Raw genomic sequence first — 24,831 nt, forward strand, 5'->3', positions numbered from 1 at the left:
GTGCCTGCAAGGCCAAGATTCAGTTAGAGGCTTCACCGCAGCTGGTGGTCTCCCCGCTGGGAGAATGGGCCCATGGCCGACCTCGACGCCCTGCGCTCCCGTTTCGCCCGCGCCCTGGACGGAGCCCGCGCTCCCGGTTCCGGCCCCGACCCCGCGCCGTACGCCGACAACCTGCTCGCCCGCTGGCAGGAACCCCAGCGGCGCTACCACACGCTCGCGCACCTCACGGCGGTGCTCGACCACGTCGACGTACTGGAGGAGTACGCCGACGACCCGGACGCGGTGCGGCTCGCGGCCTGGTTCCACGACGCGGTCTACCTCCCCGACCGCTCCGAGAACGAGGAGCGCTCCGCCCGTCTCGCCGAGCGCGCCCTGCCCGAGGCCGGGGTCCCGGCGGGGAAGACCGCCGAGGTGGCCCGGCTGGTGAGGCTCACCGTCACCCACTCCCCCGCCGGGGACGACCGCGACGGGCAGGTGCTGTGCGACGCGGACCTGGCGATCCTCGCCTCGCCGCCGTCGGCGTACGCGGCGTACACGGCGGCCGTGCGGCAGGAGTACCACTTCGTCCCGGACGACGCCTTCCGCGAGGGCCGCGCCGCGGTCCTCCGCCAACTCCTCGATCTCCCCCGGCTGTTCCACACCCCGCACGGCCGCCGCGAGTGGGAGGCGACCGCCCGCTACAACCTCACCGGCGAGCTGGAAATGCTGTCGCCCGGAGGCGACCCGGCCCCGTAGCCTGCCCCGCATGCTGACCATGGGCGGGGAACAGGTGGAAGAGGCCGTCGCGGGCGCCGTGGCGCTGCTGCGGACGGCGACGGACCGGGACTGGGAGGCGGTGCGGGCCGGCCGGCCGGAGTGGAACTGCCGGCAGACGGCCGAGCACATCGCGGGCGTCCTCATCGCCTACGCGGGCCAGCTCGCCGGACGCGCCACGCAGGCATGGGTCCCCTTCGACATCACCCTCGACGACGGCACCGGCAACGAAGGCTGCCTGCACGTCATCGAGACGGCCGGCGCCCTGTTCGCCGCCACCCTGCGCACCACCCCGCGCGAGGTCCGCGCCTTCCACCCGTACCCCTTCCGCAGCGCGAACCGCGAGGGCTTCGCCGCGATGGGGGTCACCGAGGTACTGGTCCACACCCACGACATCGCCGAGGGCCTGGGCCTCACCTACGAACCGCCCGCCCGGCTCTGCGCCGACGTCCTCGCCCGGATCTTCCCGCACGTCCAGCCCGGCACCGACCCCTGGTGCACCCTGCTGTGGGCCACCGGCCGCGGTGAGCTGCCCGGACGCGTCCCGGTCACCGAATGGCGCTGGAAGAACAACATCGTGATCCCCGCCGGCCGGCTCACCCTCCAGGGCGTCACCCCCGCGTCCGCCGGCGACCTCGCCGCCGGTGGGGACGGCGGGTTCGCGTGGGTCGACAGCGGCCCCTACCAGGGCACCCGGGACGCCGCGGGGATGCTGCTGAAGGCGTACGAGGCGGGTGTGCACCAGCCGGAGTGGGGTGTCTTCGTGCTCGTACGGAGCGAGGACGGCCGCGCGGTCGGCGCCATGGGCTTCCACGGGCCGCCGGACGAGGAGGGGCGGGCCGAGGTCGGCTACGACCTCGCCGAGGACGCCCGCGGCCGTGGCTACGCCACCGAGGCGCTGCGCGCGCTGTCGGCATGGTCACCGGCACGGCGGAACGGCACCGCGCTCCGCGCGAAGATCGACCGGACCAACGTCCGCTCACAGGCGGTCGTCACCCGTGCCGGCTACCGCCTGGTCGCCGAGGACGAGGAACTGCTCACCTACGAGCTGCGCGGCTGAGCGCCGGAGCCGGCCCCCTTGCGCCGGCGCAGTCCCGCCCCGTGCAGCAGCCGCACCACCTCGCGGCTGCTGACCTCCAGCGCACCGGCGGACACCGCGTCGGCGTACCGATGGGCGGGAATGTCGTAGTGGTCGCGTTCGAAGGCGCGGCGCGGCACGCCCAGCGTCTCGGCGAAGGCGTGCAGTTCGGCGTACGAGACGTCGCTGACCAGATGCGACCACATGCGGCCGTGGCCCGGCCAGGTCGGCGGATCGATGTAGACGGTCACCGGGCCGCCCCCGATCCGTTCACGACGGCTGCGGGCCGCCGCCGGCCCCGCCCAGCGAGCCGACCGCCGCGACCTTCACACCCGCCTTCCCGCACACCCAGTGCGGGTCGGGGCCCAACTCCGGCTCGACGTCCAGGGCGTGCGGGTCGCCGGAGCCGCACACCGGGCACAGCGGCCAGCGGCCGTACCGCTCCAGCAGGGCGTCCTGCACGTCCTGCGCGACCAGTCCGGCGACGAACTCGGTGCCCTCGGGCCACTGCTCCACCCACCAGCGGCGCTGCGCGACGGACTCCTCCACCAGCGACACGACGTCCGGCTCGGCGACCTGGCCCGCCACGAGGTCGGCGAGCACGAGGGCGCGCGCGGCGTGCAGCGCCTGCTCCAGGGGGCTGATGGGGTCCATGCACCCATTGTGCGCACTCTTGACCCCCGCACAGAAACGAAAATATCTTTCACGAGTGACCGATGACGTGAAGGAAACTTTCGCCTCTCCTCCCGCACCCGGCGCACTGGCGGCCAAGGTCCGCACGCTGGCACCGTCGATGACCCGTTCCATGCAGCGGGTCGCCGAGGCCGTCGCGGGCGACCCGGCCGGCTGCGCGGCCCTCACGGTCACCGGCCTCGCGGAACTCACCGGCACCAGCGAGGCGACGGTCGTACGCACCGCCCGGCTGCTCGGCTACCCCGGCTACCGGGACCTGCGCCTCGCGCTCGCCGGGCTTGCCGCCCAGCAGCAGTCCGGCCGCGCGCCCGCCATCACCACCGACATCGCGGTCGACGACCCGATCGCGGACGTCGTGGCCAAGCTGGCCTACGACGAGCAGCAGACCCTCGCCGACACCGCCGCCGGCCTGGACACCGTCCAGCTCGGCGCGGCCGTCACCGCACTCGCCGCCGCCCGCCGCACCGACGTGTACGGCCTCGGCGCGTCCGGCCTGGTCGCCCAGGACCTCACCCAGAAGCTCCTGCGCATAGGGCTGATAGCCCACGCGCCCGGTGATCCGCACCTCGCCGTCACCAACGCGGTGCAGTTGCGGGCCGGGGACGTCGCCATCGCGATCACGCACTCCGGTTCGACCGGTGACGTGATCGAACCGCTGCGGGTCGCCTTCGAGCGCGGTGCGACGACCGTCGCCGTCACCGGGCGTCCCGACAGCCCCGTCACCCAGTACGCCGACCACGTGCTGACCACGTCGACGTCCCGGGAGAGCGAGCTGCGGCCGGCGGCGATGTCGTCGCGGACGAGTCAGCTGCTGGTGGTGGACTGCCTGTTCGTGGGGGTGGCGCAGCGGACGTACGAGTCGGCCGCGCCGGCTCTGGCGGCGTCCTACGAGGCGCTGGCTCATCGGCACGGGGCGCGCGGGAGACCGTAGGGGCCGATCGTCGCGGGCGGCCGCGGGCCGTCCGTGGGTGATCGCGCCCGTGCGGCGGAGCCGCAGTCGATGCGGCCCCGCGCCCCTGGGCAAGCTGGATCGACCGAAACTCGACACGTGACCGAAGAGAGCCGCTCCGTCATGACCTCAACCCCCCACCACGCCGACCTCCGCTCCCAGTTGGAGACGCTGACCACCGAGGCGTTCCGCCCCGAGCTGGCCGAGATCGACCGGATGCCCACCCTCGACATCGCCCGCGTGATGAACGGCGAGGACACCGCCGTCCCCGCCGCCGTCGCCGAGCGGCTGCCCGAGATCGCCGCCGCCGTCGACGCCATCGCCGCCCGTATGGCGCGCGGCGGGCGGCTGGTCTACGCGGGCGCCGGTACCGCCGGCCGGCTCGGTGTGCTGGACGCCTCGGAGTGCCCGCCCACCTTCAACACCGCCCCCGGTCAGGTCGTCGGCCTCATCGCGGGCGGCCCTCAGGCCATGGTGACCTCGGTCGAGGGCGCCGAGGACTCGGCCGAGCTGGCCCGCGCGGACCTGGACGCCCTCGGCCTGACCGCCGACGACACGGTGGTCGGCGTCTCCGCGTCGGGCCGCACGCCCTATGCCGTCGGCGCCGTCGAGCACGCCCGCGCGCGGGGGGCCCTGACCGTCGGGCTGGCCTGCAACAGCGGCAGCGCCCTGGCCGCCGCCGCCGAGCACGGCATCGAGGTCGTCACCGGACCCGAGCTGATCACGGGATCGACCCGCCTGAAGGCCGGTACGGCGCAGAAGCTGGTCCTCAACATGCTGTCGACGATCACGATGATCCGCCTCGGCAAGACGTACGGGAACCTGATGGTGGACGTCCGCGCCTCCAACGAGAAGCTGCGCGCCCGCTCCCGCCGTATCGTCGCCCTCGCCACCGGCGCCGCCGACGACGAGATCGAGCGCGCCCTGACCGCGACCGACGGCGAGGTCAAGCACGCGATCCTGACCCTGCTGGCCGACGTGGACGGCCCGACGGCCGCCCGCCTTCTGGAGGACTCCGGCGGCCACCTGCGTGCCGCGCTGGCGGCGGCCAAGGCCTGACCGCACGCTCGGGGAGTGCACAAGGACCCCCACTCCACGGCCGCAGCGCTGCTCCCCCTGGTCGGCGGCGCCGCGAACGTCACCTCCGTCGCCCACTGCATGACCCGCCTCCGCCTGGGCCTGGCCGACCGTTCCCGGGTGGACGACGCGGCGCTGCGGGCGCTGCCCGGGGTGCTCGGGGTGGTGGAGGACGGCGACTCGTACCAGGTGGTGCTGGGTCCGGGGGTGGTAGGCCGGGTGACGGAGGCCTTCGAGGCGCTGCTGGCGGGGGAGGACGGCGGCGGGACGGACGGGACGCCGAACGGCGCGACGGACATCGGGGCGGACCGGTCACCGAACGGCGCTACGGACGGGACACCCCACGGCCTAGCGGGCGCCGGAACCGACCGGTCACCGGGCGGCACGGCGGACGCCCTCGCCCGGCGCGGCGCCGAACTGAAGGCGCGCCAGAAGGCCCGCAACGCGACCCCGCTCAAGACGGCCCTGCGCCGCGTCGCGAACATCTTCGTCCCCCTCATCCCCGCCCTGATCGGCTGCGGCATCGTCGCGGGCGTCGCCGGCCTGCTGACGAACCTGCGCTGGCTCCCGGCCCTCACCCCCGCCCTGGCCGCCCTCTCCTCCGCCTTCATGGCACTGATCGCGGTGTTCGTCGGCCACAACACGGCGAAGGAGTTCGGCGGCACGCCCGTGCTGGGCGGCGCGGTCGCCGCCGTCGTCGTCTACCCGGGCGTCGCGAAGGTGACGGCGTTCGGGGCGGCACTCGCCCCCGGCCAGGGCGGCGTCCTCGGCGCACTGGCCGCGGCGATGCTCGGCACGTACGTCGAGAAGTGGTGCCGCGCCCGCCTCCCCGGCACCCTGGACGTCCTGCTCACCCCGACCCTCACCGTCCTGGTCTCCGGCCTCGTCACCCTCTACGTCCTCATGTACGCGGCCGGCGAGGTCGCCACGGCCATCGGCACAGCGGCGAACTGGCTCCTGACGACCACGGGCGCCCTGGCCGGCCTGGTCCTCGGCGGCCTCTTCCTCCCCCTCGTGATGCTGGGCCTGCACCAGGCCCTCATCCCCATCCACACCACCCTCATCGAGCAGCAGGGCCACACGGTCCTGCTCCCCATCCTCGCCATGGCGGGCGCGGGCCAGGTCGGCGCGGCGGCGGCGGTCTACGTCCGCCTCCGCCACGACACCACGCTCCGCACGACGATCAGATCGGCGCTCCCGGCCGGCCTGCTCGGCGTCGGCGAGCCCCTGATCTACGGCGTCTCCCTCCCCCTCGGCCGCCCCTTCCTCACCGCCTGCGTGGGCGGGGCGGCGGGCGGCGCCCTCGTCGGCCTGTTCGCGATGCTCGGCACCGACGTGGGGGCGACGGCGATCGGCCCGTCGGGCTGGGCGCTGTTCCCGCTCCTCGCGGGCGGCGGGGGCTGGGCGGTGACGGCCGGGGTGTACGGCGGCGGGCTGCTCACCGGGTACGTGGTCGGCTTCCTGGCGACGTACTTCTTCGGTCTGCCCGACGGCGCGGCCCGCCCCGTGTGCGACCCTGAGGAACATGAACCACGCCCAGCTGACCGCCCTGGGCCGCGCCCTGCGTCTCCTCGGTGAGCACGGCGAGGCCCTGAGCACCGACACCCCGGACGCCAAGCTGCACGAGGTCCGCGCGGACCTGAAGCGGGCGCTGGACCTGCTGGAGGAGAGCGTCGGGACGGCGGCCCCCAGCACCCGCTGCCCCGAGCACCCGAACGGCCCGGTCGACAAGGCCGCCCCCGACCTCTGCCTCCTCTGCGAGACCCGCCGCCGCACCGCCCGCCGCGCCGAGTACAACGGCGGCCCGCTCCCGGCCCGGCCCTCGACCGAGCCGGTCCAGTCCCGCTACGGCGTCCGCGGCGACCGGCCGCAGCCCCAGCAGCGCTGGCTGCCCGAGCTGTGGAACGGCCAGGCGTGGCAACTGTGCGGCACCCCGCGCCGGGACCGCCGCGAGGCCGAGCTGTACATCGCGGCCCAACTGCGGGCCCCCCGCGCGGCGATGGCGTACCGGCTGGTCCACGAGTTCACCGACTACGAGGTGCTGCGGGTGTGGGGGACGCCGGTACGGGTGGACATCGAGCCGATGGGCGGGATCTGAGCCGGGCCGTCCGAGCCGGGCCCCCGCCGGATCAGGACTGGCTCTCACCCGGTCGGATCCGGCTCTCAGATCTGGTTCTCACCACCGTCGACGTACCAGTTGGCCCCCAGGACGAAACTGCTCTGTTCGGAGGCGAGGAAGGCCACCACCGCGGCGATCTCCTCGGGGCGCCCCATCCGCCCGATCGCGGTGTCCGTGGCGAGTTTCGTCCGGACGTCCGACGCGTTCTGCGCACCGAAGAGGTTCCTGATCCCGGGGGTGTCGACCGGGCCCGGTGAGACGGCGTTGACCCTGATGCCGCGGCCCTTGAGTTCATTGGCCCAGCCCCGCGCGAAGGACCGGACGGCGGCCTTGGAAGCGGCGTACAGACTGAACGCCTCGGCACCGTTGTCACCGGCCGTGGAGGCGTTCAATATCACCGACGCGCCGTCATTGAGCAGCGGCAGCGCCTTCTGCACGGTGAAGAGCACGCCCCGCACGTTGACGCCGAAGATCTGGTCGTACTGCTCCTCGGTGATCTGTTCCAGCGGCACCAGCGAGGCGGTCGCCGCGTTGGCGAAGACCACGTCCAGCCCCCGGCCCCGGGCGCGGACCGCCTCGTAGAGCCGATCCAGGTCGGCCAGGTCCGTCACGTCCCCGGCCACCGCCGTGGCCTTCTGCGCACCGATGGCCTCCACGGCCGCGTCCAGCTCGGCCTTGCGCCGGCCGGTGATGAAGACGTGCGCCCCCTCGGCCGCCAGGCGCTCCGCGGTGGCGAGGCCGATCCCGGTGCCGCCGCCGGTGACGACGGCGGTCTTGCCTTCCAGCTGTCCCATGACGAGTACCCTCCACGAGATTTCAGTACCGCTCGGTACCGAATTCGACCGTAGCGCAATCTGCACCGACCGGTACCGAAGACGTAGACTGGGGGCCATGGAGACGCGACGGAAGGGGCCGGTCGGCAGGCCGAGGGGCTTCGACGCCGACGAGGCGCTCGAACAGGCCATGCGGGTCTTCTGGAAGCAGGGTTACGAGGGCGCCAGCCTCACCGACCTGACCAGCGCCATGGGCATCACCCGCACCAGCATGTACGCGGCCTTCGGCAACAAGGAGGACCTGTTCCGCAAGGCCCTGGAGCGGTACGAGGAGGGCCCCGCCGCGTACGTGGCCCGGGCCCTGCGGGAGCCCACCGCCCGCGAGGTGGCCACCGCGTTCCTGAACGGCGCCGTCCGGACCAGCACGCGCCCCGGCTGCCCGCCCGGATGTCTCGGCGTCCAGGGCTCCCTCGCCGCCGGTGACACGGGCCTCCCCGTCCGGAACCTGCTCGCCGACTGGCGCAACGGAGGCGTCGCCCGCCTCGGCGACCGCTTCCGGCAGGCCGTCGACGAGGGCGACCTGCCCCCCGGCACCGACCCCGTGGACCTCGCCCGCTACCTCATGACCGTCGCCAACGGCATCTCCGTCCAGGCCGCCGGCGGCGCGACCCAGGAGGACCTCCAGCGGGTGGCGGACATGGCCCTGCGGGGCTGGCCACCCGCCTGACGGCAACGCGGCGCGGTGCCCGCTACGACCGCGCGCTCTCGTGGTTGGTCCGCCGCAGCCGGGCCCGCATCACCTCCTCCGGCCGCGCGGCCACCAGCGAGGCGGCCGGGCAGTCCCACTCCCGGCCGCCGCCGACGGGACGCAGCCGTACGTCACCGCCGTCGTGCGCCAGGACCTCCCCCACCCGGCCGTCCCGCGCGTCCACGGCGTGCGTACCGACGGCCGGCCGCTCGCCCCGCACCACCGACGCCAGCCGCTCCGCGACCCGGACGTTGCAACGCCCCAGGTCCACCAGCGCGAACGGCTCCTCGCTCGCACCGGTCACCGGATCGACGCACAGCGACGGCAGCACGATGCCGGCATCCACGAGGGCCTGCCGCAGGCTCTCGACGACTTCTTCGGTCGACCGCACGCTTCCTCACCTCCACACAGAGTTCCCGATTCGCGACACAGCGTGGCGGTCGCGGCTCTAACCTGCCCATACAGGGCGCCCCAACAACCCTCGTTGTACGACCGGGAGTCTCGTCACCATGCCTGGACCGAAGGACCTCGACCCCTCGTCGTCCCCTCGCGCCCTGCTCGGCGCGGAGCTGCGCCACGCCCGCGAGAAGGCCGGGTTCAGCCAGGAGGAGCTGGGCGGGCGGCTGTTCGTCAGCGGCTCGTTCATCGGACAACTGGAGTCCGGTACGCGGAGGATGCAACCGGAGTACGCGCGGATGCTGGACGACGTCCTCGGGACGGAGGACTTTTTCCGGCGCAACTGCGCGGCTTCGGCGAAGTCGAGGTATCCCGAGCACTTCGCGGAGGCGGCGGAGGCGGAGGCCGTCGCCACGACGATCAGGCACTATCTGCCGCTGCTCGTCCCCGGCCTCCTCCAGACGCCGGCCTACGCCGAGTCCCTGTTCCGCGTCTACCGGCCCCTGGCCACCGATCGCGAGATCGAGGAGCTGGTGGCCATCCGCATGGAGCGGGCCCGTCTGCTGGACAACCCAACAACTCCGTTGTTGTGGGTGGTGCTTGACGAGGCGGCGCTGCGGCGGCCGGTTGGTGGCGCCGCGGCGATGGCGGAGGCCCTCCGACATGTGGCGGGCCTGATGAGCCGCCGCCGGGTCATTGCGCAGGTACTCCCTTTCAGCGCCGGGACGCATGCCGCGATGGGAGGCTCCTTGAAGCTCATGGAGTTCGCCGACGCCCCGCCGCTCTGCTTCGTGGAGGGACTGGACACGGGGAAGTTGCTGGACGACCCGGCCACGGTCGCGCGCCACACACTGACGTTCAGCCTCCTCCAGGCCACCGCGCTCTCCCCGCCCGATTCCCTGGCCCTGATCCAGTCGGTGGCGCAGACTTACGAACATGAACAGCACCCCTGAGGCCAGCCCCCGAAGCGCCACTTGGCGCAAGTCCAGCCACAGCGCAGGTGACGGCGGCGACTGCCTCGAAATCGCCACCGGCATTTCGGGGGTCATCCCCGTCCGCGACTCCAAGAACCCCGGCTCGAGAGTCACGTTCCAGGCCGAAGCCTGGTCGGCCTTCGTCGGCGCCATCAAGGCAGCCCCAACCCCCAAGTGACCGTCGGGGCCACTCGCTTCCTTGCCAGTGTCGTGCCTCCGCGACCCGAGTAAAGGGCGCTGCGCGTCGCCTTCGGCGATGGGCCTGGCGGCCCACCCTTGACTCGGCTCGCTCCACCACGGGTCAGAAGCGAGCGAGCGGCCCGGAAAAGTGGTGGCCCAGCCACGCCGGGCCTCACGCCGACTGCGTACCCACCCGGCGTACGGGAGCGCGACAGGCCGGTGGCGGCACGCCACGCCGTCTCGGCGGCGCGACGCCGGGCGGGCAAGAAGGCCCAGGGGCCCGGGGGCCTGGGGACACCCCTCGAAAACGGATGACACTTCGACCCGAAGTGTCATCCGTTTTCGAGACCACCCCCACCACAAACCCCCGGCCTGACGCCTTCGAGCCCTACGACTCCAGCAGGGGCAGCGCAGCGAACTCGTGGTCCTCCCACAGGCGCCGCGACGCCTCCTCCGGGTAGGGCGCGACGGACGGCTCCGCGTCCAGGACCTGGACCAGGCGCCGTTCCGTGTCGTACGCGGGCCAGCCGGGGTCGCCGGTGCGGGCGAAGGACGTCCAAGAGGTGCGGAAGCGGGAGGAGAGGGCCAGCGCCTCGGCGGAGGGTTCGCCACCCTCGAAGAGGAGCGGGCCGAGGTCGGCCCGGAAGGTGCCGAAGAGCAGGGGCACGTCCAGGGCGTGGCACGCGCCGAGGGCGCCGCCGTTGCCGGGGGCCGGCCAGGTCAGCTCGTAGACGTGGGAGCGGCCGCCGCCCGCGAGGTGGGCCTCGGCCAGGTGCAGGGACGGCATGGCGAACAGCCAGTCCGTCTGGACGCGTTCGTACAGGTCGTTCGCGGGCCGGCCGGGGTACGCGGCGCGGTAGGCGTCCTCACCGCCCGGCGCGTACAGCCGCAGCGCCTTGGTCGCGCGCTCGTCGGAGATCTGGCCGAGCTTGCCCGCCATGGCGGTGAACAGGCGGTTCTCGTCACGGTTGTGGCCGACGATCAGGTCGACGTCCCGGGACGCGCCGGACGCCAGCGCCTGCCACGGCGTCACCGGCAGCACGTCGCCGTCGACGACCGGTGAGTACGGGGTGACCGTGGGCGCGGCCTGCCCCCAGCGGTCCACGTACTGGGGCATCCGCGGGGCGAGGGTCTGGCCCGCCTTGACCAGCTCGGCCGGGTCGACGGCCGCCAGGTCGGTGACGGTGGGGCGCAGGCCCAGCTCGGCGGCGAGGACGGTGCCGATGTCCCGGGCGAGTTCGTCGGAGAAGAAGGTGCCCGGCACGCTCTGGGCGATGGCGCGGTGGAAGAGGCCGGCGGCGCGGGGCATGGCCAGCAGGGAGGCCACGGAGCCGGCGCCCGCCGACTCGCCGAATATCGTGACCTGCTCCGGGTCGCCGCCGAACGCGGTGATGTTGTCCCGTACCCACTCCAGCGCGGCCACTTGGTCGAGCAGGCCCCGGTTGGCGGGGGCGCCCTCTATGCGGGCGAAACCCTCCATGCCTACGCGGTAGTTGAGGGTGACGACGACGAGGTCGCCGTCCTCGGCGATGCGGCGGGCGTCGTAGCCGGGGCTGCCGGCGTGGCCGATCCGGTAGGCGCCGCCGTAGATCCACACCATCACCGGGCGGCGTGCCGCCGGGTCGGGGGCGGGGGTCCAGACGTTGACCGTCAGCCAGTCGTCGCCCTCGGGGAGGGCGGCGGCCGGGCCCGCGATCCCCACGTCCTGCGGGGGCGGCGGGCCGAAGGCGAACGCCTCGCGCACGCCGTCCCAGGGGCGGGCGGGGCGCGGGGCGGCGAACCGGGCCTCTCCCACGGGGGGTTCGGCGAACGGGATGCCGCGGAAGACGGTCAGGCCGTCCTCCCGTCGTCCGCGCACCGCACCGGCGGCGGTGCGCACCACGGGTTCCGGGACCTCGGGGTCGGTCATGGATCACTCCCTCACTGGACGCCGCTGGACGTACGTACGGCAGTAGTTGGTGATTCCACGGACCTTACGCCGCGGTGCGCAGCCGGTGCGGGCCGGGGCGGGCCCGGCCCGCCGGGGTCAGCTGAGGGTCTTCAGAGCGGTGGCGTCGAACGGCGCGAGCTCGTCGAAGCGGCCGGAGAGGACCTTCTCCGCCCACTGCGGGTCCTGGAGCAGCGCGCGGCCGATGGCGACGAAGTCGAACTCGTCGCGCTCCATGCGGTCCAGGAGGTTGTCGAGACTGCCCAGCGCGGCGCCCTCCCCCTGGAAGGACTTGGTGAACTCGCCCTCCAGACCCACCGAGCCGACCGTGATGGCGGTCTTGCCGGTGAGCTTCTTGGTCCAGCCGGCGAGGTTGAGGTCGGAGTCGTCGAACTCGGGCTGCCAGTAGCGGCGCGTGGAGGCGTGGAAGGCGTCGACGCCGGCCGAGGCGAGGGGCGCGAGGATGGCTTCCAGCTCCTCGGGGGTCTCGGCGAGGCGGGCGTCGTAGGCGTCCTGCTTCCACTGCGAGTAGCGGAAGATCACCGGGAATTCGGGGGAGACCTTCTCGCGCACGGCGGCCACGATCTCGGTGGCGAAACGGGTGCGGGAGACCGGGTCGCCGCCGTAGGCGTCGGTACGGCGGTTGGTGCCCGCCCACAGGAACTGGTCGACGAGGTAGCCGTGGGCGCCGTGGATCTCCACGCCGTCGAAGCCGATGCGCTCCGCGTCGGCGGCGGCCTGGGCGAAGGCGCCGATGACGTCGTCCAGGTCGCGCTGGGTCATCGCCTTGCCGGTGGCCTCGTCCGCGCCGATGCGCAGGCCGGAGGGGCCGACGGCGGGGGCGTCGGGGAAGGGCTGGTCGCCCTGCTCGCGGACCATGCCGATGTGCCACAGCTGCGGCACGATCGTGCCGCCCGCCGCGTGCACCGCCTCGGCGACCTTCGCCCAGCCGGCCAGCTGCTCCTCACCGTGGAAGCGCGGCACGCGGTCGCTCTGTCCGGCGGAGTCGTGACCGACGTAGGTGCCCTCGGTGACGATCAGGCCGACACCCGCGGCGGCGCGGCGGGAGTAGTACGAGACCACGTCCTCGCCGGGGATGCCGCCCGGGGAGAACATCCGGGTCATCGGGGCCATCGCGATGCGGTTGGGCACGGTCAGGCCGTTGATGGTGGCCGGGCGGGCGAGGATCTGGGCGGCGCGCGAGGCGGCGTCGACGGCGGTGACGGTCACGTGGGGGCTCCTCAGGAGGTACCGGTCGGTATGTGCATACGCATGAACCTGCCGGTGACAACCGGGCCACCCGCCCCGCTCATTCCGGCCGCCCGCCATCAGTGGCGCAGGTCACAGTCCTCTCGGGGCGGGCGGCCAGGGCGCGCAGGGCCGCGGCGGCGTCCTCGCGGTTGCCGGTGAAGCCGGCGGCCCGCCAGTCGCCGGGGGTCGCCCCGGCTCCGCGCCGGTCGTAGCGCAGGGTGGCGATGCCCGCGGCGGCGAGGGCGTCGGCCATGGGCCGGCCCAGGTCCATCACGAGCTTGGGCGTGTTGCCGTCGCGGTCCAGGGGGCCCGAGCCGTGCAGCAGCAGGACGGCGGGGTGCGGACCGGGGCCGGACGGCAGCGTCAGGGTGCCGGCCAGCGGAGTCCCGTCGCCCGCGGCGACCGTCATGTCGATCTCGGGCAAGGCTCCGCCGCTCTCGTGCGCGCAACCGGCCGCGACCGATTACTCTCAACGGCGAGAACGTTATCAGACGTGAGACCATAGAGTATGGCTACCGCGAACCTCCTCCTCCACCCCGTCCGGATGCGCATCCTCCAGACCCTGGTCGGCGCCGGCGAGCTGACCACCGCACAGCTGCGCGACCGGCTGCCCGACGTCTCGCCGGCCACCATGTACCGGCACGTCGCCACCCTCACCCAGGCGGGCATCCTGGAGGTGGTGCACGAAAGACGCGTGCGCGGCACCGTCGAGCGCAGTTACCGGGTCCGGCAGGACGAGGCCCTCGTCGACGAGGACGCCCGCACCGCCATGTCCAAGGAGGACCACCGGCAGGCCTTCACCGTCTTCACCGGGGCGATGATGGCCGACTTCGACCGCTACCTCGCGCGCGAGGACACCGAACCCGCGCGCGAGGGCGTCCTGTACCGGCAGGGCGCGGTGTGGGCGACGCCCGAGGAGTTCGCCGAGCTGGTGGAGGAACTGGAGGCCGTGGTCGCCCGCCGCACCGGGCACGGGGCCGGGGACGGCCGCGTCCGGCACATCATCAGCCTCGCCCTGGTGCCCGACAAGACCGGCGGGGCGCAGGGGACGGACGGCCCGGAAGGCGAGGCCGAATAGGGGAACGACCCTGAACAGGGGGAACGACCCCGGAAAACGCCCGAGGGCGGCACCCCCCTGTCGGGGAGTGCCGCCCTCGGTCCGTGCTGGACGGTCGATCAACCGGAACCGGTCGATCAGAAGTCCATGTCACCGCCCGGCATGCCGCCCGGAGCACCGGCCGCGGCGGCCTTCTCCGGCTTGTCGGCGATGACGGCCTCGGTGGTCAGGAACAGCGCGGCGATGGAGGCGGCGTTCTGCAGCGCGGAACGGGTCACCTTCGCCGGGTCGATGATGCCCTCGGCGATCATGTCGACGTACTCACCGGTCGCGGCGTTCAGGCCGTGGCCGACGGTCAGGTTGCGGACCTTCTCCACGACGACGCCGCCCTCGAGACCACCGTTGACGGCGATCTGCTTCAGCGGGGCCTCCAGGGCGAGCTTCACGGCGTTGGCGCCGGTCGCCTCGTCACCCGTCAGCTCCAGCTTCTCGAAGACCTGGGAGGCCTGGAGCAGGGCCACGCCACCACCGGCGACGATGCCCTCCTCGACGGCCGCCTTCGCGTTGCGGACGGCGTCCTCGATGCGGTGCTTGCGCTCCTTGAGCTCGACCTCGGTGGCGGCACCGGCCTTGATGACGGCCACGCCGCCGGCCAGCTTCGCCAGACGCTCCTGGAGCTTCTCGCGGTCGTAGTCCGAGTCGCTGTTCTCGATCTCGGCGCGGATCTGGTTGACGCGGCCGTTGACCTGGTCGGTCGAGCCGGCACCGTCGACGATGGTGGTCTCGTCCTTGGTGATGACGACCTTGCGGGCGCGACCCAGGAGGTCCAGGGTCGCGTTCTCCAGCTTGAGGCCGACCTCCTCGGAGATGACCTCGCCGCCCGTGAGGATGGCGATGTCGCCGAGCATGGCCTTGCGGCGGTCGCCGAAGCCCGGGGCCTTGACGGCGACGGACTTGAAGGTGCCGCGGATCTTGTTGACGACCAGGGTCGACAGGGCCTCGCCCTCGACGTCCTCGGCGATGATCAGCAGCGGCTTGCCCGACTGCATGACCTTCTCCAGGAGCGGGAGCAGGTCCTTGACGTTGGAGATCTTGGAGTTGGCGATCAGGATGTACGGGTCGTCGAGGACGGCCTCCATACGCTCCATGTCGGTGGCGAAGTACGCCGAGATGTAGCCCTTGTCGAAGCGCATACCCTCGGTGAGCTCCAGCTCCAGACCGAAGGTCTGGGACTCCTCGACGGTGATGACGCCTTCCTTGCCGACCTTGTCCATGGCCTCGGCGATCAGCTCGCCGATCTGGGTGTCGGCGGCGGAGATGGAGGCCGTGGAGGCGATCTGCTCCTTGGTCTCGACGTCCTTCGCCTGCTCCAGCAGGGCGGCGGAGACGGCCTCGACGGCCTTCTCGATACCGCGCTTCAGGGCCATCGGGTTGGCGCCGGCCGCGACGTTGCGCAGGCCTTCCTTGACCAGGGCCTGGGCGAGAACGGTCGCGGTGGTCGTACCGTCACCGGCGACGTCGTCCGTCTTCTTGGCGACTTCCTTGACCAGCTCGGCGCCGATCTTCTCGTACGGGTCCTCGAGCTCGATCTCCTTGGCGATGGAGACACCATCGTTGGTGATCGTGGGCGCGCCCCACTTCTTCTCGAGGACGACGTTGCGGCCCTTGGGGCCGAGCGTCACCTTGACGGCGTCCGCGAGCTGGTTCATGCCGCGCTCGAGGCCGCGCCGCGCCTCCTCGTCGAACGCGATGATCTTGGCCATGTGAAGTGGTCCCTCCAGGACTGGGGGTGATTCCTTCGGACCGCGCCCGCGCCCGCGACGGACGGCTCGCCGACCTCGTGGTTCCTTCCCCACCCGGCCAGCGGGCCTCACCGACCCGGTCCTTCGTTGTCACTCTCACCTTCAGAGTGCTAACGCAATGATTAGCACTCGCCCCCATCGAGTGCAAGCGCCTCCGGGGGATCCGGCCCCGCGCTCAGCCACCCGCGAACAGGGAACCGGGCCGTCCGTCCGGGCAGGCCGAAGGGCCCGCACCCCGGATGAGGTGCGGGCCCTTCGGAGAAGAACCGTTCGCTTGCGGTGGCCGAACGTCTCAGGCGCTGAGGCGAACCATGTCGGCCTGCGGGCCCTTCTGACCCTGCGAGATCTCGAACTCGACCCGCTGGCCTTCTTCGAGGGTGCGGTAGCCGTCCATCTGAATCGCGCTGTAGTGGACGAAAACATCCGCACCACCGTCGACCGCGATGAAGCCGTACCCCTTCTCCGCGTTGAACCACTTGACGGTGCCCTGAGCCATGCCTAACTCCCCTATTACTGGCCCTTGCACAGATCCACACTTCGCGGATCCGGGTCAGACCTCACCCCCCACGACTGGGGGCGTGCGCCGGAACGCGTCGACCGCGGCTGAATGTATCTGTCCAACTGCCGTCTGCAACAGGTCAATCGGACGAGAAATCTGGACGCACCCGGCCCGGAATATGGCGAACTTTCACCTGAATACGGGTCAAGTCGGGTGACATAAAGGGAACAAAAGCCGCGAAATACGCCGACACTTTGGCTGCATCTTGTCGGACGCAAAGCAGGAATTGAGGGCTCCGCATCTTTCGATCGGGAGCGCGTTCCCCAACTCTACCGCGCTCAATCACATAGAATTGCCCCCTCCGCTTCTCTCACGGAGGGGGCAATGGGCACTACGAGGCGTATCAGCCGCCGGCGACCGCCGGGATGATGGAGACGCCCGCGCCGTCCGGCGTCGCGGTCTCCAGCCCCTGCTCGAAGCGGACGTCGTCGTCGTTGACGTAGACGTTGACGAAGCGGCGCAGCTTGCCCTGGTCGTCCAGGACGCGGGCGGCGATGCCGGTGTGGTTCTTCTCCAGGTCCGCGATGACCTCGCCGAGGTTGGCGCCGTCGGCGCTGACCTCGGCCTGCCCGCCGGTGTAGGTGCGCAGGATGGTCGGGATACGAACGGTCACGCTCATGCGAGGCCAGCCTCTCGGAAGGAGTCCAGGTTCGGTCGGATGGTGGCGGTGAGGCCGGTGCCGGCCACCGCGTCGAGGGTCTTGAGGCCGTCGCCGGTGTTGAGGACGACGGTCGTCTTCGACGGGTCGAGCAGGCCGCTGTCGACCAGCTTCTTCGTCACGCCCACCGTCACGCCGCCGGCGGTCTCCGCGAAGATGCCCTCCGTGCGGGCGAGCAGCTTGATGGCGTCGACGACCTGCTCGTCGGTCACGTCCTCCACCGCGCCGCCGGTGCGGCGGGCGATGTCGAGGACGTACGGCCCGTCCGCCGGGTTGCCGATGGCCAGCGACTTGGCGATGGTGTCCGGCTTCTGCGGGCGCACGACGTCGTGCCCGGCCTTGTAGGCGGTGGACACCGGCGAGCAGCCCTCGGCCTGGGCGCCGAAGATCTTGTACGGCTTGTCCTCGACGAGCCCGAGCTTGATCAGCTCCTGCAACCCCTTGTCGATCTTCGTGAGCTGCGAGCCGGAGGCGATCGGGACGACGATCTGGTCGGGCAGCTCCCAGCCGAGCTGCTCGCAGATCTCGTACGCGAGGGTCTTGGAACCCTCCGCGTAGTACGGGCGCAGGTTGACGTTGACGAAGCCCCAGCCCTCGCCGGCCGGGTCGCCGATCAGTTCGGAGCAGAAGCGGTTGACGTCGTCGTAGTTGCCCTCGATGCCGACCAGCTCACCGCCGTAGACGGCGGCCATGACGACCTTGCCCTGCTCCAGGTCGTGCGGGATGAACACGCAGGAGCGGAATCCGGCGCGGGCGGCGGCGGCGCCGACGGCGCCGGCCAGGTTGCCGGTGGAGGAGCAGGAGAGGGTGGTGAAGCCGAAGGCGCGGGCGGCCTCCAGGGCCTGGGCGACGACGCGGTCCTTGAAGGAGTGCGTCGGGTTGCCGGAGTCGTCCTTGACGAAGAGCTTCCCGGCCTCGACGCCCAGCTCGCGGGCCAGGTTGTCGGCCTTGACCAGCTTGGTCCAGCCCGGGTTGATGTTCGGCTTGGTCGCCACGTCGGCGGGGACGGGCAGCAGCGGCGCGTAGCGCCAGATGTTCGCGGGGCCCGCTTCGATCCGCTTCCGCAGCTCCTCGGTGTCGTACGCCGAGAAGTCGTAGGCGATCTCCAGCGGGCCGAAACACTCCTCGCAGGCGAAGACCGGGCCGAGCGGCACGCGGTGACCGCACTCGCGGCAGGAGAGGGCCGCGGCGGGACCGAGGTCGACCGGGGAGGCGGCGGAGGGGGTGGAAGCGGCGGTGTCGGTGGTGCTGTCGACAGTCTGCACAGCCATGTGAGGCGAGGCCCTTTCTCCTCATCTTCCTCACGACGCATCTCGCCGTGAGACGGATTTGGCACCTTCCCTAGCCGGGAGCCTCGCCACGTCCGTGTGACAAGAACCGACTGGAGGGTTGCCGGGGCTTCATCGGGCCGTATCCCTCTGCCCCTCTGGATGAGCGGTGTTCAGTTGTTGGTCACGCGGCGACCCCGGCATGCGATGGTCGCCCGCGTTGTTCAAGACTGTAACCGACGGCCATGACCGTTGAGATAGTCGTCCGAACCGCGAGATGGATCACAGAGGGAGCCACCGACCGTGCTGGAAGAAGTCGAGCGCTGGCTGGACGCACGCTCCTGGTCCGTGACGGACCGGCCCCTCCAGCAGCTCCTGGCCGCCAAGCACGCCGGCGGCCAGACGGTCAGCGTGGTGCTGCCCGCCCTCGACGAGGAGGAGACCGTCGGCGACATCGTCTCGGTGATCCGCCGGGAGCTGATGGAGCGGGCTCCGCTCGTCGACGAGCTGGTGGTGGTGGACTCCGGCTCGCGGGACCGTACGTCGGCGGTGGCAGCGGCGGCCGGCGCGCGGGTCGTGCACCGGGACGCGATCCTGCCGCGCATCCCGGCGGTGCCCGGCAAGGGCGAGGTGCTGTGGCGCTCGCTGCTGGTCACCGGCGGCGACATCGTCTGCTTCGTCGACGCCGACCTGCGCGAGTTCCGCGCCGACTTCGTCTCCGGCATCGTGGGCCCGCTGCTCACCGACCCGGACGTGCACCTCGTCAAGGCCATGTACGACCGCCCGCTCGGCGCGGCGCCCGGTCAGGGCGGCCGGGTCACCGAGCTGATGGCCCGCCCCCTGCTCAACATGCACTGGCCGCGGCTGGCCGGCTTCGTCCAGCCGCTCGGCGGCGAGTACGCGGCCCGCCGCTCGCTGCTCGAACAGCTGCCCTTCCCCGTCGGCTACGGCGTCGAGCTGGGGATGCTGGTCGACGCCCTGCACCTGGTGGGCCTGGACGCCCTCGCGCAGGTCGACGTCGGCGTCCGCAGGCACCGGCACCAGGACGGCCAGGCGCTGGGCCGGATGTCCGCCGCGATCTACCGCACCGCCCAGCTCCGGCTGGCCCGCGGCCATCTGGTCCGGCCCGCCCTCACCCAGTTCGAGCGGGGCGCCGACGGCTTCGAGCCGCGTACGTACTCCGTGGACACGGAGGAGCGGCCCCCGATGACGGAGATCGCCGAGTACGCGGCCCGCAGGGTGGCGTGAGCGAGGGGCCTCAGCCGGTCACGCCGTCCGACCAGCGCCAGGTGCCGCCGGAGTCCGGCTCGCAGGTCAGGTACTCGCCACCGCGGCCGTGGGTGCTCAGGCCGCGGTGCTTCTTGGCGCAGAACTGGCCGTCGGCGTAGCAGTTGCCGGCGGGGCTGGTCAGCTCGCAGACGCCGGTGCCTCCTCCGCTGCCGCCGGTTCCGGAGTCCTGCGGCTTGGCCGATTCGGGGGCAGGCGCCGGCTCCGGCGGGTCCAGCAGGCGTCCGGCGCAGTCCCGGCCGTCGCGGGGGACGGTGAACGTCACGCCGTCGGGGCCGTCGGTCTGCTCGCAGACCTCCTCGTCCAGGTCCCACGTGGAGGCCTGCCGTCCGGTGCCCTGGAGCCGGACGGTGAAGTCGACGTGGGCCGCCTTGGCCGCGAGCACTGCCCCTCCGACGTCCCGGCCGGTGTGGTCCGGCAGCGTGACGGCGGCCGGCGACGGGGTCTCGGCCGCGGCCGGCGTGGAGGGCTCGGTGGTGGCGGACGCCTCGGGGGTGGGGCTGGGGCTCTGTGCGGCGGCGGCCGTCGCGGGCCGTTCGTCCGCCTCCGTACCGGTGCTTCCGCCGCCGCAGCCGGCCAGCGCCAGCGCGGAGGCGGCGGCCAGTGCGACGGAGGCCGCGAGTCTGCGCATGCGTATACGTTCGGGCACGGGGCCCACCCCCCAGAAAGTTGAAATGTGCACCGCATATCCTCGGCCCGTTCACATCTCCCACACAAGCGGTGTGACCGAATCGCCGCCGAAGTGATCCCCGGGCACGTTTGAGGTTTTCGGGGCCGGGCTAGGTTGAGGCGTATGGCTTCAAGCTTCGGTGCTGCTCAGGTGCTGGTCGCCTCCAATCGGGGGCCCGTCTCTTACGAGGTGCGGGAGGACGGTTCGCTCGACGCAAAGCGCGGCGGTGGCGGGCTGGTCTCCGGACTGTCGGCCATCGGGCCGGACGCGGGGGCGCTGTGGGTGTGCTCCGCACTGAGCGACGGCGACCGCGAGGCGGTGCGGCGCGGGGTCGGCGAGGACGGCGTGCGGATGCTGGACGTGCCGGCCGACGTGCACGCGGACGCGTACAACGGGATCGCGAACTCGGTGCTGTGGTTCGTGCACCACATGCTGTACCAGACGCCGCTGGAGCCGGTCTTCGACGCGGAGTTCCGGCTGAAGTGGGCCTCCTACGAGAAGTACAACCGGGCCTTCGCCGAGGCGCTGGCCGAGGAGGCCGCCGAGGGCGCGGTCGCGATCGTGCAGGACTACCACCTGACGCTGGTGCCGGGCATGCTGCGCGAACTGCGGCCCGACCTGCGCATCGGCCACTTCTCGCACACGCCGTGGGCGCCGGTCGACTACTTCCGGCTGCTGCCCGATGACATCGCCGAGCAGGTGCTGCGGGGGATGCTGGGCGCGGACCGGCTCGGGTTCCTCACCCGGCGCTGGGCGGACGCGTTCACCGCGTGCTGCGAGGCGCTGATGGGCGGCCTCGGTGACACCCGGATCGGGGTGCACGGGCTGGGCGCCGACGCGGAGTTCCTGCGGGAGCGGTCGCACCGGGCCGACGTGGACGAGCGGATGGCCGCGCTGCGGGAGGAGATCGGCACGGCGCCCGACGGCGGGGCGCGCCGCACCATCGTGCGGGTGGACCGGACCGAGCTGTCCAAGAACATCGTGCGGGGGCTGCTGGCCTACCGGGAGCTGCTGGCGGGACGGCCGGAGTGGCGGGAGCGGGTCGTGCACGTCGCGTTCGCCTACCCCTCGCGGCAGGATCTCGCGGTGTACCGGGACTACACCGCCGAGGTGCGGCGGGTGGCGGAGTCGATCAACGAGGAGTTCGGCACGGCGGGGTGGACCCCGGTCGTGCTGCACGTGAAGGACGACTTCGCGCGGTCGCTGGCGGCGTACCGGCTGGCGGACGTGGCGCTGGTCAACCCCGTCCGGGACGGGATGAACCTCGTCGCGAAGGAGGTGCCGGTCGTCTCCGACGAGGGGTGCGTGCTGGTGCTGTCGCGGGAGGCGGGGGCGTACGAGGAGCTGGGCGAGGACTCGGTGGTGGTGAATCCGTACGACGTGTCCGGGACGGCGGAGGCGTTGCACGAGGCGCTCGGCCTGCCGGCCGGGGAACGGGCCGAGCGGTCGAAGCGGCTCGCGGCCGCCGGCACCGCGCTGCCCCCGGCGCGGTGGTTCCTGGAGCAGCTGGACGCGCTGCGGAGCTGAGGGACCCGGGGGCTACTTGTCCTGGACCGGCGGGCAGGTGCCGGTCTCCTCGCCGATCGAGTTGATCTCGGCGTTCGAGCGCGGGTCACCGGCGTAGTTCACCTGGTCCGTGCACTTCTTCCCGTCCTCCTTCGGGGTACCGGACGGGGTGCCGCCCGACTGGACCGGCGGGCAGGTGCCGGTCTGCTCGCCGATCGAGTTGATCTCGGCGTTCGAGCGCGGGTCACCGGCGTAGTTCACCCGGTCCGTGCACTTCTCGCCCGTCCCCTGGTCCGGCTGCGCGCCCTTCGGGGTGTCCGAGGACGTGTCGCCGGTGGGTGCGGCGGTGGGGGTGGAGGACTGTGCGGTGCTCGGCGCGGTGGCGGCGGGGGTGGTGGAGGCGGCGGCGTCGCCGGTGCCGCCGCTGTCGCCGTTGCCGCAGGCGGTCAGGGCCAGGCCGAGGGTCAGGGCGGCGAGGGCGAGCATCGGGGTCTTCCGAGCTGACATGACGTGTTCCTCCACGGTTTCGGGCCTCACTGAGCAGGCGTTGCGCCGTCCAAGACCGTGCGGGCGGAGGCCGGGTTCCCCCGCCCGCGGCGTCCGGACACGCCTGTGACACGCGGGGGAACCGTCCGTGACGTTGTCTCAGGCCAGCCGGTGCGCGAGGGCCGCCAGCAGGGCCACCACTCCGGCCGGGCCGGCCACCTCGACGTCCGCGCGCTTGCGCAGTTCCGTCACCTCGTCGCTGCCGCTGCAGACCAGGAGGCCGGGGATGCCCTCGGTGCGGAGGGTGTCGACGGCGGTGAAGGCGGGGATGTCGCCGAGGTCGTCGCCGGCGTAGAGGACGGACGCGGCGTCCAGTTCGCGGACGTACTGCCTCAGCGCGGCGCCCTTGTCCATGCCGGGTGGGCGCAGTTCCAGGACCATGCGGCCCGGTTCCACGATCAGGCCGTTGCGGGAGGCCAGGTCGGTCAGCGGGGCCCGCAGGGCGTCGAAGGCGGCCTGCGGGTCGGGGGCGCGGCGGGTGTGGACGGCGACCGCGTGGCCCTTCTCCTCGATCCAGGCGCCCTCCCCCGCGCCGGACCGCTCCAGCAGGCCCGGCAGCTCGGCGCGGACGGCGGCGACGCCGGGGTGCGGGTCGGGGGTGGTGAGGGTGCCGGTGGCGGCGTCCCAGCGTTCGGCGCCGTAGTGGCCGAGGACGACGAGGTGGTCGAGGCCGGGGACGTCCGCGAAGCCGCCGTGGTGGACGGCGACCTCGGCCGGACGGCCGGTGATCACCGCGATCGCGGCGACCTTCGGGGCGAGGGCCGCGAGCGCCGGTACGGCCTCCGGGTGAGCGCGGGCCCGGTCGGGGTCGGCGACGATCGGGGCCAGCGTGCCGTCGAAGTCGAGCGCGACCACCGCGCGGCCGGGATCGGCGAGGAGGGCGTCGAGCCCTTCGCGGCCGGCCCCGGTCGCGGGGGCCGGCAGGTGGTCCGGGGAGTGGTCACGGGTGGAGTCCTGGTGGCTGCCCATACCGCGAACCTATCCCGCCGGGGCGGAAGGCAACCTCACCGCCGCCTCACCGCCGCCTCACCGCCGCCTCACCGCTCCGAACGACGCGACTCCCGCACCCGGCGCAGGCGGTTGACCGTCACCGGGTCGGCGGCGAGAGCGCGCGGGTCGTCCAGGAGGGCGTTGAGGAGCTGGTAGTAGCGGACGGGGGCCAGGCCCAGCTCCTCGCGGACGGCCCGCTCCTTCGCGCCGGGGCCGGAGAAGCTCCGGCGCTCCAGCGCGAGGATTGCCAGCTCCCTCTGTCCCAGGTCCATGTACGGCACCGTAACGCCCGCCACCGACAGCGGCCCCTGTCCCGCTCGCCCGCTACTCGGCGCTGCCCGCCCGCATCGCCGTGGCCTGGATCTGGCCGAGCACCTCCTTGGGGTTGCCGCCGGGGGCGACGGCCTGGCCGATGCGCTTCTTGACGTCCGCGCTGACCGAGGCCCAGGAGGTCTTGCCGACCGGGTAGAGCTGGGAGAGCAGCAGCTCGTCCAGGAAGGGCTTGAGGTTCTCGTCCTCCTTGGCGGTGCTCATCACCTGGGAGGCGGAGGTGGTCACCGGCAGCAGGTCGTACAGGCGGGAGAAGGTGAGGACGTTCTCGTCGCTGTAGACGAAGTCCAGGAAGTCGCCGATCTCCTCCTGGTGGCCGTTCTTCTTGAAGGCGGTCATCCAGTCGGTGACACCGAGCGTGTTCTTGGAGGCACCGTCGATGCCGGGGGTCTGCACCATGCCGTACTTCACGCCCTTGTCGGACGCCGTCTTCATCAGCGTGGGGTGGCCGTTGAGCATGCCGACGTCACCGGCCGCGAAGGCGGCGAAGGCGTCGGCCCGGTTGAGCTTGCCGGGGGCGACCGGGCCGGTGAGGCCCTTGTCGACCAGTTCGTCCTTGAGCCAGGTGAAGGTGGTGACGTTCTGCGGCGAGTCGATGGCGTAGGTGCCGACGTCGTCGGTGTAGCCGCCCCCGCCGCTGAGCATCCACTGCATCGTCTCGGCCGGCGCCTCCTCGGGGCCCAGCGGCAGCGCGTACGGGTACTTCACGCCTTCCGCCTCCAGCGCCTCGGCGGCGTCGGCGAGGTCGTCCCAGCTCTTGGGCGGGGTGACGCCGGCCTTGGCGAAGAGGGTCTTGTTGTAGAAGAGCACCCGCGTGGAGGCCGCGAAGGGCAGGCCGTACTGGACGCCGTCGACCTGGCCGGCGGCGGAGAGCTGGGAGACGAAGTTCGCCTGGACCGGGATGGAGAGCACGTCGTCGGCCCGGTAGAGCAGGCCCTGGTCCGCGTAGTCCGAGTAGGCACCGATCTGCGCCAGGTCGGGCGCCTTGCCGTCCTCGACCATCTCGCGGACCTTCCGGTCCACGTCGTTCCAGGAGTGAACGGTGACGTCGACGTTCACGTCGGGGTTCTTGGCCTCGTAGGCCCTGGCCAGTTCGTCCCAGTAGACCTGGGAGCCGTTGGCCTTGCTGTCGCCGTAGTCGGCGGCGACCAGCTTCAGCGTGACCTCGCCGGAGTCGCCGGTCAGACCGCAGCCGCCGAGGACCACCGTCATGCCCAGTGCGGACACCACCGCGATCGTT

Annotated in this window: 27 protein-coding genes, 1 pseudogene and 1 riboswitch; of the genes and pseudogenes, 12 read left to right on the forward strand and 16 right to left on the reverse strand. The window is 72.3% G+C overall.

The genetic code is table 11. The features are described 5' to 3' along the window. Positions 1-72 precede the first annotated feature (72 nt). On the forward strand, positions 73-735 hold the full coding sequence (locus tag ACLIN4_RS15585; protein WP_289908109.1) for a hypothetical protein: 663 nt from the start codon (positions 73-75) through the stop codon (positions 733-735). A gap of 10 nt (positions 736-745) precedes the next feature. Beyond that, positions 746-1,813: a GNAT family N-acetyltransferase gene (locus tag ACLIN4_RS15590; RefSeq protein WP_289908108.1), complete on the forward strand. Its 1,068-nt coding sequence runs from the start codon at positions 746-748 to the stop codon at positions 1,811-1,813. On the opposite strand, the gene ACLIN4_RS15595 is transcribed toward ACLIN4_RS15590, so the two are convergent. Both ACLIN4_RS15595 and ACLIN4_RS15600 read right to left on the reverse strand, forming a co-directional pair. Beyond that, positions 1,795-2,082: a DUF4031 domain-containing protein gene (locus tag ACLIN4_RS15595; protein WP_100047288.1), complete on the reverse strand. Its 288-nt coding sequence runs from the start codon at positions 2,080-2,082 to the stop codon at positions 1,795-1,797. The two genes, ACLIN4_RS15590 and ACLIN4_RS15595, sit on opposite strands and share 19 nt — an antisense overlap. 19 nt (positions 2,083-2,101) lie before the next feature. Beyond that, positions 2,102-2,485 carry a hypothetical protein gene (locus ACLIN4_RS15600; protein ID WP_289908107.1) on the reverse strand — a complete coding sequence of 128 codons (384 nt, stop codon included), beginning with the start codon at positions 2,483-2,485 and terminating at the stop codon, positions 2,102-2,104. 55 nt (positions 2,486-2,540) lie between these two features. Between ACLIN4_RS15600 and ACLIN4_RS15605 the strand changes: the two genes are divergently transcribed. From ACLIN4_RS15605 to ACLIN4_RS15620, 4 genes are all read left to right on the forward strand, one after another. Continuing rightward, positions 2,541-3,455 (forward strand): MurR/RpiR family transcriptional regulator, encoded by a 915-nt coding sequence (locus ACLIN4_RS15605; RefSeq protein ID WP_107479500.1) that lies wholly within the window; start codon positions 2,541-2,543, stop codon positions 3,453-3,455. A 141-nt stretch (positions 3,456-3,596) separates the two neighbouring features. After that, on the forward strand, positions 3,597-4,532 hold the full coding sequence (gene murQ / locus ACLIN4_RS15610) for an N-acetylmuramic acid 6-phosphate etherase (RefSeq protein WP_107479505.1): 936 nt from the start codon (positions 3,597-3,599) through the stop codon (positions 4,530-4,532). 15 nt (positions 4,533-4,547) lie between these two features. Continuing rightward, positions 4,548-6,128 (forward strand): PTS transporter subunit EIIC, encoded by a 1,581-nt coding sequence (locus tag ACLIN4_RS15615; RefSeq protein ID WP_411575912.1) that lies wholly within the window; start codon positions 4,548-4,550, stop codon positions 6,126-6,128. Then, positions 6,076-6,648 (forward strand): hypothetical protein, encoded by a 573-nt coding sequence (locus ACLIN4_RS15620; RefSeq protein ID WP_100047284.1) that lies wholly within the window; start codon positions 6,076-6,078, stop codon positions 6,646-6,648. Before ACLIN4_RS15615 ends, ACLIN4_RS15620 begins: the two co-directional genes overlap by 53 nt. A 65-nt stretch (positions 6,649-6,713) precedes the next feature. On the opposite strand, the gene ACLIN4_RS15625 is transcribed toward ACLIN4_RS15620, so the two are convergent. Then, positions 6,714-7,463, reverse strand: a complete 750-nt coding sequence (locus ACLIN4_RS15625) for an SDR family NAD(P)-dependent oxidoreductase (RefSeq protein ID WP_107479498.1) — start codon at positions 7,461-7,463, stop codon at positions 6,714-6,716. Between the two features lie 97 nt (positions 7,464-7,560). Between ACLIN4_RS15625 and ACLIN4_RS15630 the strand changes: the two genes are divergently transcribed. Next, entirely contained in the window at positions 7,561-8,169 is a 609-nt protein-coding gene (locus ACLIN4_RS15630; protein WP_269960147.1) for a TetR/AcrR family transcriptional regulator, read from the forward strand. Positions 8,170-8,191: 22 nt separating this feature from the next. Here ACLIN4_RS15630 and ACLIN4_RS15635 read toward each other — a convergent pair whose 3' ends face one another. Further along, a complete protein-coding gene (locus ACLIN4_RS15635; RefSeq protein ID WP_100047281.1) occupies positions 8,192-8,581 on the reverse strand; it encodes a hypothetical protein in 390 nt (129 codons plus the stop codon). Between the two features lie 118 nt (positions 8,582-8,699). On the opposite strand from ACLIN4_RS15635, the gene ACLIN4_RS15640 reads away from it, so the two are divergent. Together ACLIN4_RS15640 and ACLIN4_RS15645 are read left to right on the forward strand one after the other, a co-directional pair. Beyond that, on the forward strand, positions 8,700-9,539 hold the full coding sequence (locus ACLIN4_RS15640; protein ID WP_381913122.1) for a helix-turn-helix domain-containing protein: 840 nt from the start codon (positions 8,700-8,702) through the stop codon (positions 9,537-9,539). Next, positions 9,523-9,738: a DUF397 domain-containing protein gene (locus tag ACLIN4_RS15645; protein WP_411575913.1), complete on the forward strand. Its 216-nt coding sequence runs from the start codon at positions 9,523-9,525 to the stop codon at positions 9,736-9,738. The genes ACLIN4_RS15640 and ACLIN4_RS15645 overlap by 17 nt, the downstream gene beginning before the upstream one ends. A 390-nt stretch (positions 9,739-10,128) precedes the next feature. On the opposite strand, the gene ACLIN4_RS15650 is transcribed toward ACLIN4_RS15645, so the two are convergent. The 3 genes and pseudogenes from ACLIN4_RS15650 to ACLIN4_RS15660 form a co-directional block, all read right to left on the reverse strand. Next, positions 10,129-11,649, reverse strand: a complete 1,521-nt coding sequence (locus ACLIN4_RS15650; protein WP_107479496.1) for a carboxylesterase/lipase family protein — start codon at positions 11,647-11,649, stop codon at positions 10,129-10,131. Positions 11,650-11,766: 117 nt separating this feature from the next. After that, positions 11,767-12,897 (reverse strand): NADH:flavin oxidoreductase, encoded by a 1,131-nt coding sequence (locus ACLIN4_RS15655; protein ID WP_107479495.1) that lies wholly within the window; start codon positions 12,895-12,897, stop codon positions 11,767-11,769. 121 nt (positions 12,898-13,018) lie between these two features. Continuing rightward, positions 13,019-13,342 (reverse strand): annotated as a pseudogene (locus tag ACLIN4_RS15660) (alpha/beta hydrolase family protein); the annotation flags it as partial. A gap of 84 nt (positions 13,343-13,426) precedes the next feature. Between ACLIN4_RS15660 and ACLIN4_RS15665 the strand changes: the two are divergent. Beyond that, positions 13,427-13,996 (forward strand): helix-turn-helix domain-containing protein, encoded by a 570-nt coding sequence (locus tag ACLIN4_RS15665; protein WP_100047276.1) that lies wholly within the window; start codon positions 13,427-13,429, stop codon positions 13,994-13,996. A 116-nt stretch (positions 13,997-14,112) separates the two neighbouring features. Here ACLIN4_RS15665 and groL read toward each other — a convergent pair whose 3' ends face one another. The 4 genes from groL to thrC all read right to left on the reverse strand — a co-directional run bounded on the left by groL (position 14,113) and on the right by thrC (position 18,265). Continuing rightward, positions 14,113-15,738 carry a chaperonin GroEL gene (groL, locus tag ACLIN4_RS15670; RefSeq protein WP_019326648.1) on the reverse strand — a complete coding sequence of 542 codons (1,626 nt, stop codon included), beginning with the start codon at positions 15,736-15,738 and terminating at the stop codon, positions 14,113-14,115. Between the two features lie 331 nt (positions 15,739-16,069). Continuing rightward, positions 16,070-16,273 carry a cold-shock protein gene (locus ACLIN4_RS15675; RefSeq protein WP_004929928.1) on the reverse strand — a complete coding sequence of 68 codons (204 nt, stop codon included), beginning with the start codon at positions 16,271-16,273 and terminating at the stop codon, positions 16,070-16,072. Positions 16,274-16,679: 406 nt separating this feature from the next. After that, entirely contained in the window at positions 16,680-16,955 is a 276-nt protein-coding gene (locus ACLIN4_RS15680; protein ID WP_019326649.1) for a MoaD/ThiS family protein, read from the reverse strand. Continuing rightward, positions 16,952-18,265: a threonine synthase gene (thrC, locus tag ACLIN4_RS15685; RefSeq protein WP_107479740.1), complete on the reverse strand. Its 1,314-nt coding sequence runs from the start codon at positions 18,263-18,265 to the stop codon at positions 16,952-16,954. Before thrC ends, ACLIN4_RS15680 begins: the two co-directional genes overlap by 4 nt. 18 nt (positions 18,266-18,283) lie before the next feature. Beyond that, positions 18,284-18,431, reverse strand: a riboswitch (SAM riboswitch). Positions 18,432-18,565: 134 nt separating this feature from the next. On the opposite strand from thrC, the gene ACLIN4_RS15690 reads away from it, so the two are divergent. Beyond that, positions 18,566-19,510 carry a glucosyl-3-phosphoglycerate synthase gene (locus tag ACLIN4_RS15690; protein ID WP_107479739.1) on the forward strand — a complete coding sequence of 315 codons (945 nt, stop codon included), beginning with the start codon at positions 18,566-18,568 and terminating at the stop codon, positions 19,508-19,510. A gap of 10 nt (positions 19,511-19,520) precedes the next feature. On the opposite strand, the gene ACLIN4_RS15695 is transcribed toward ACLIN4_RS15690, so the two are convergent. Further along, entirely contained in the window at positions 19,521-20,180 is a 660-nt protein-coding gene (locus ACLIN4_RS15695; protein ID WP_382021346.1) for a hypothetical protein, read from the reverse strand. 162 nt (positions 20,181-20,342) lie between these two features. Here ACLIN4_RS15695 and ACLIN4_RS15700 point away from each other — a divergent pair, with 162 nt between their 5' ends. Further along, the gene (locus ACLIN4_RS15700; RefSeq protein ID WP_411575914.1) at positions 20,343-21,746 is read left to right on the forward strand and encodes an alpha,alpha-trehalose-phosphate synthase (UDP-forming); all 1,404 of its coding nucleotides are present in this window, start codon (positions 20,343-20,345) and stop codon (positions 21,744-21,746) included. A 12-nt stretch (positions 21,747-21,758) separates the two neighbouring features. On the opposite strand, the gene ACLIN4_RS15705 is transcribed toward ACLIN4_RS15700, so the two are convergent. The 4 genes from ACLIN4_RS15705 to ACLIN4_RS15720 all read right to left on the reverse strand — a co-directional run bounded on the left by ACLIN4_RS15705 (position 21,759) and on the right by ACLIN4_RS15720 (position 24,803). Further along, the gene (locus ACLIN4_RS15705) at positions 21,759-22,232 is read right to left on the reverse strand and encodes a hypothetical protein (RefSeq protein WP_179342696.1); all 474 of its coding nucleotides are present in this window, start codon (positions 22,230-22,232) and stop codon (positions 21,759-21,761) included. 138 nt (positions 22,233-22,370) lie between these two features. Next, complete coding sequence (gene otsB, locus ACLIN4_RS15710) at positions 22,371-23,240, reverse strand: trehalose-phosphatase (protein ID WP_289908102.1); 870 nt, start codon at positions 23,238-23,240, stop codon at positions 22,371-22,373. A 68-nt stretch (positions 23,241-23,308) separates the two neighbouring features. After that, entirely contained in the window at positions 23,309-23,533 is a 225-nt protein-coding gene (locus tag ACLIN4_RS15715) for a DUF3263 domain-containing protein (RefSeq protein ID WP_100047271.1), read from the reverse strand. 52 nt (positions 23,534-23,585) lie between these two features. After that, positions 23,586-24,803 (reverse strand): ABC transporter substrate-binding protein, encoded by a 1,218-nt coding sequence (locus ACLIN4_RS15720; RefSeq protein ID WP_179342697.1) that lies wholly within the window; start codon positions 24,801-24,803, stop codon positions 23,586-23,588. Positions 24,804-24,831: the final 28 nt, after the last annotated feature.

It is taken from the genome of Streptomyces mutabilis (genome assembly GCF_046628145.1).
Classification (GTDB): domain Bacteria; phylum Actinomycetota; class Actinomycetes; order Streptomycetales; family Streptomycetaceae; genus Streptomyces; species Streptomyces mutabilis.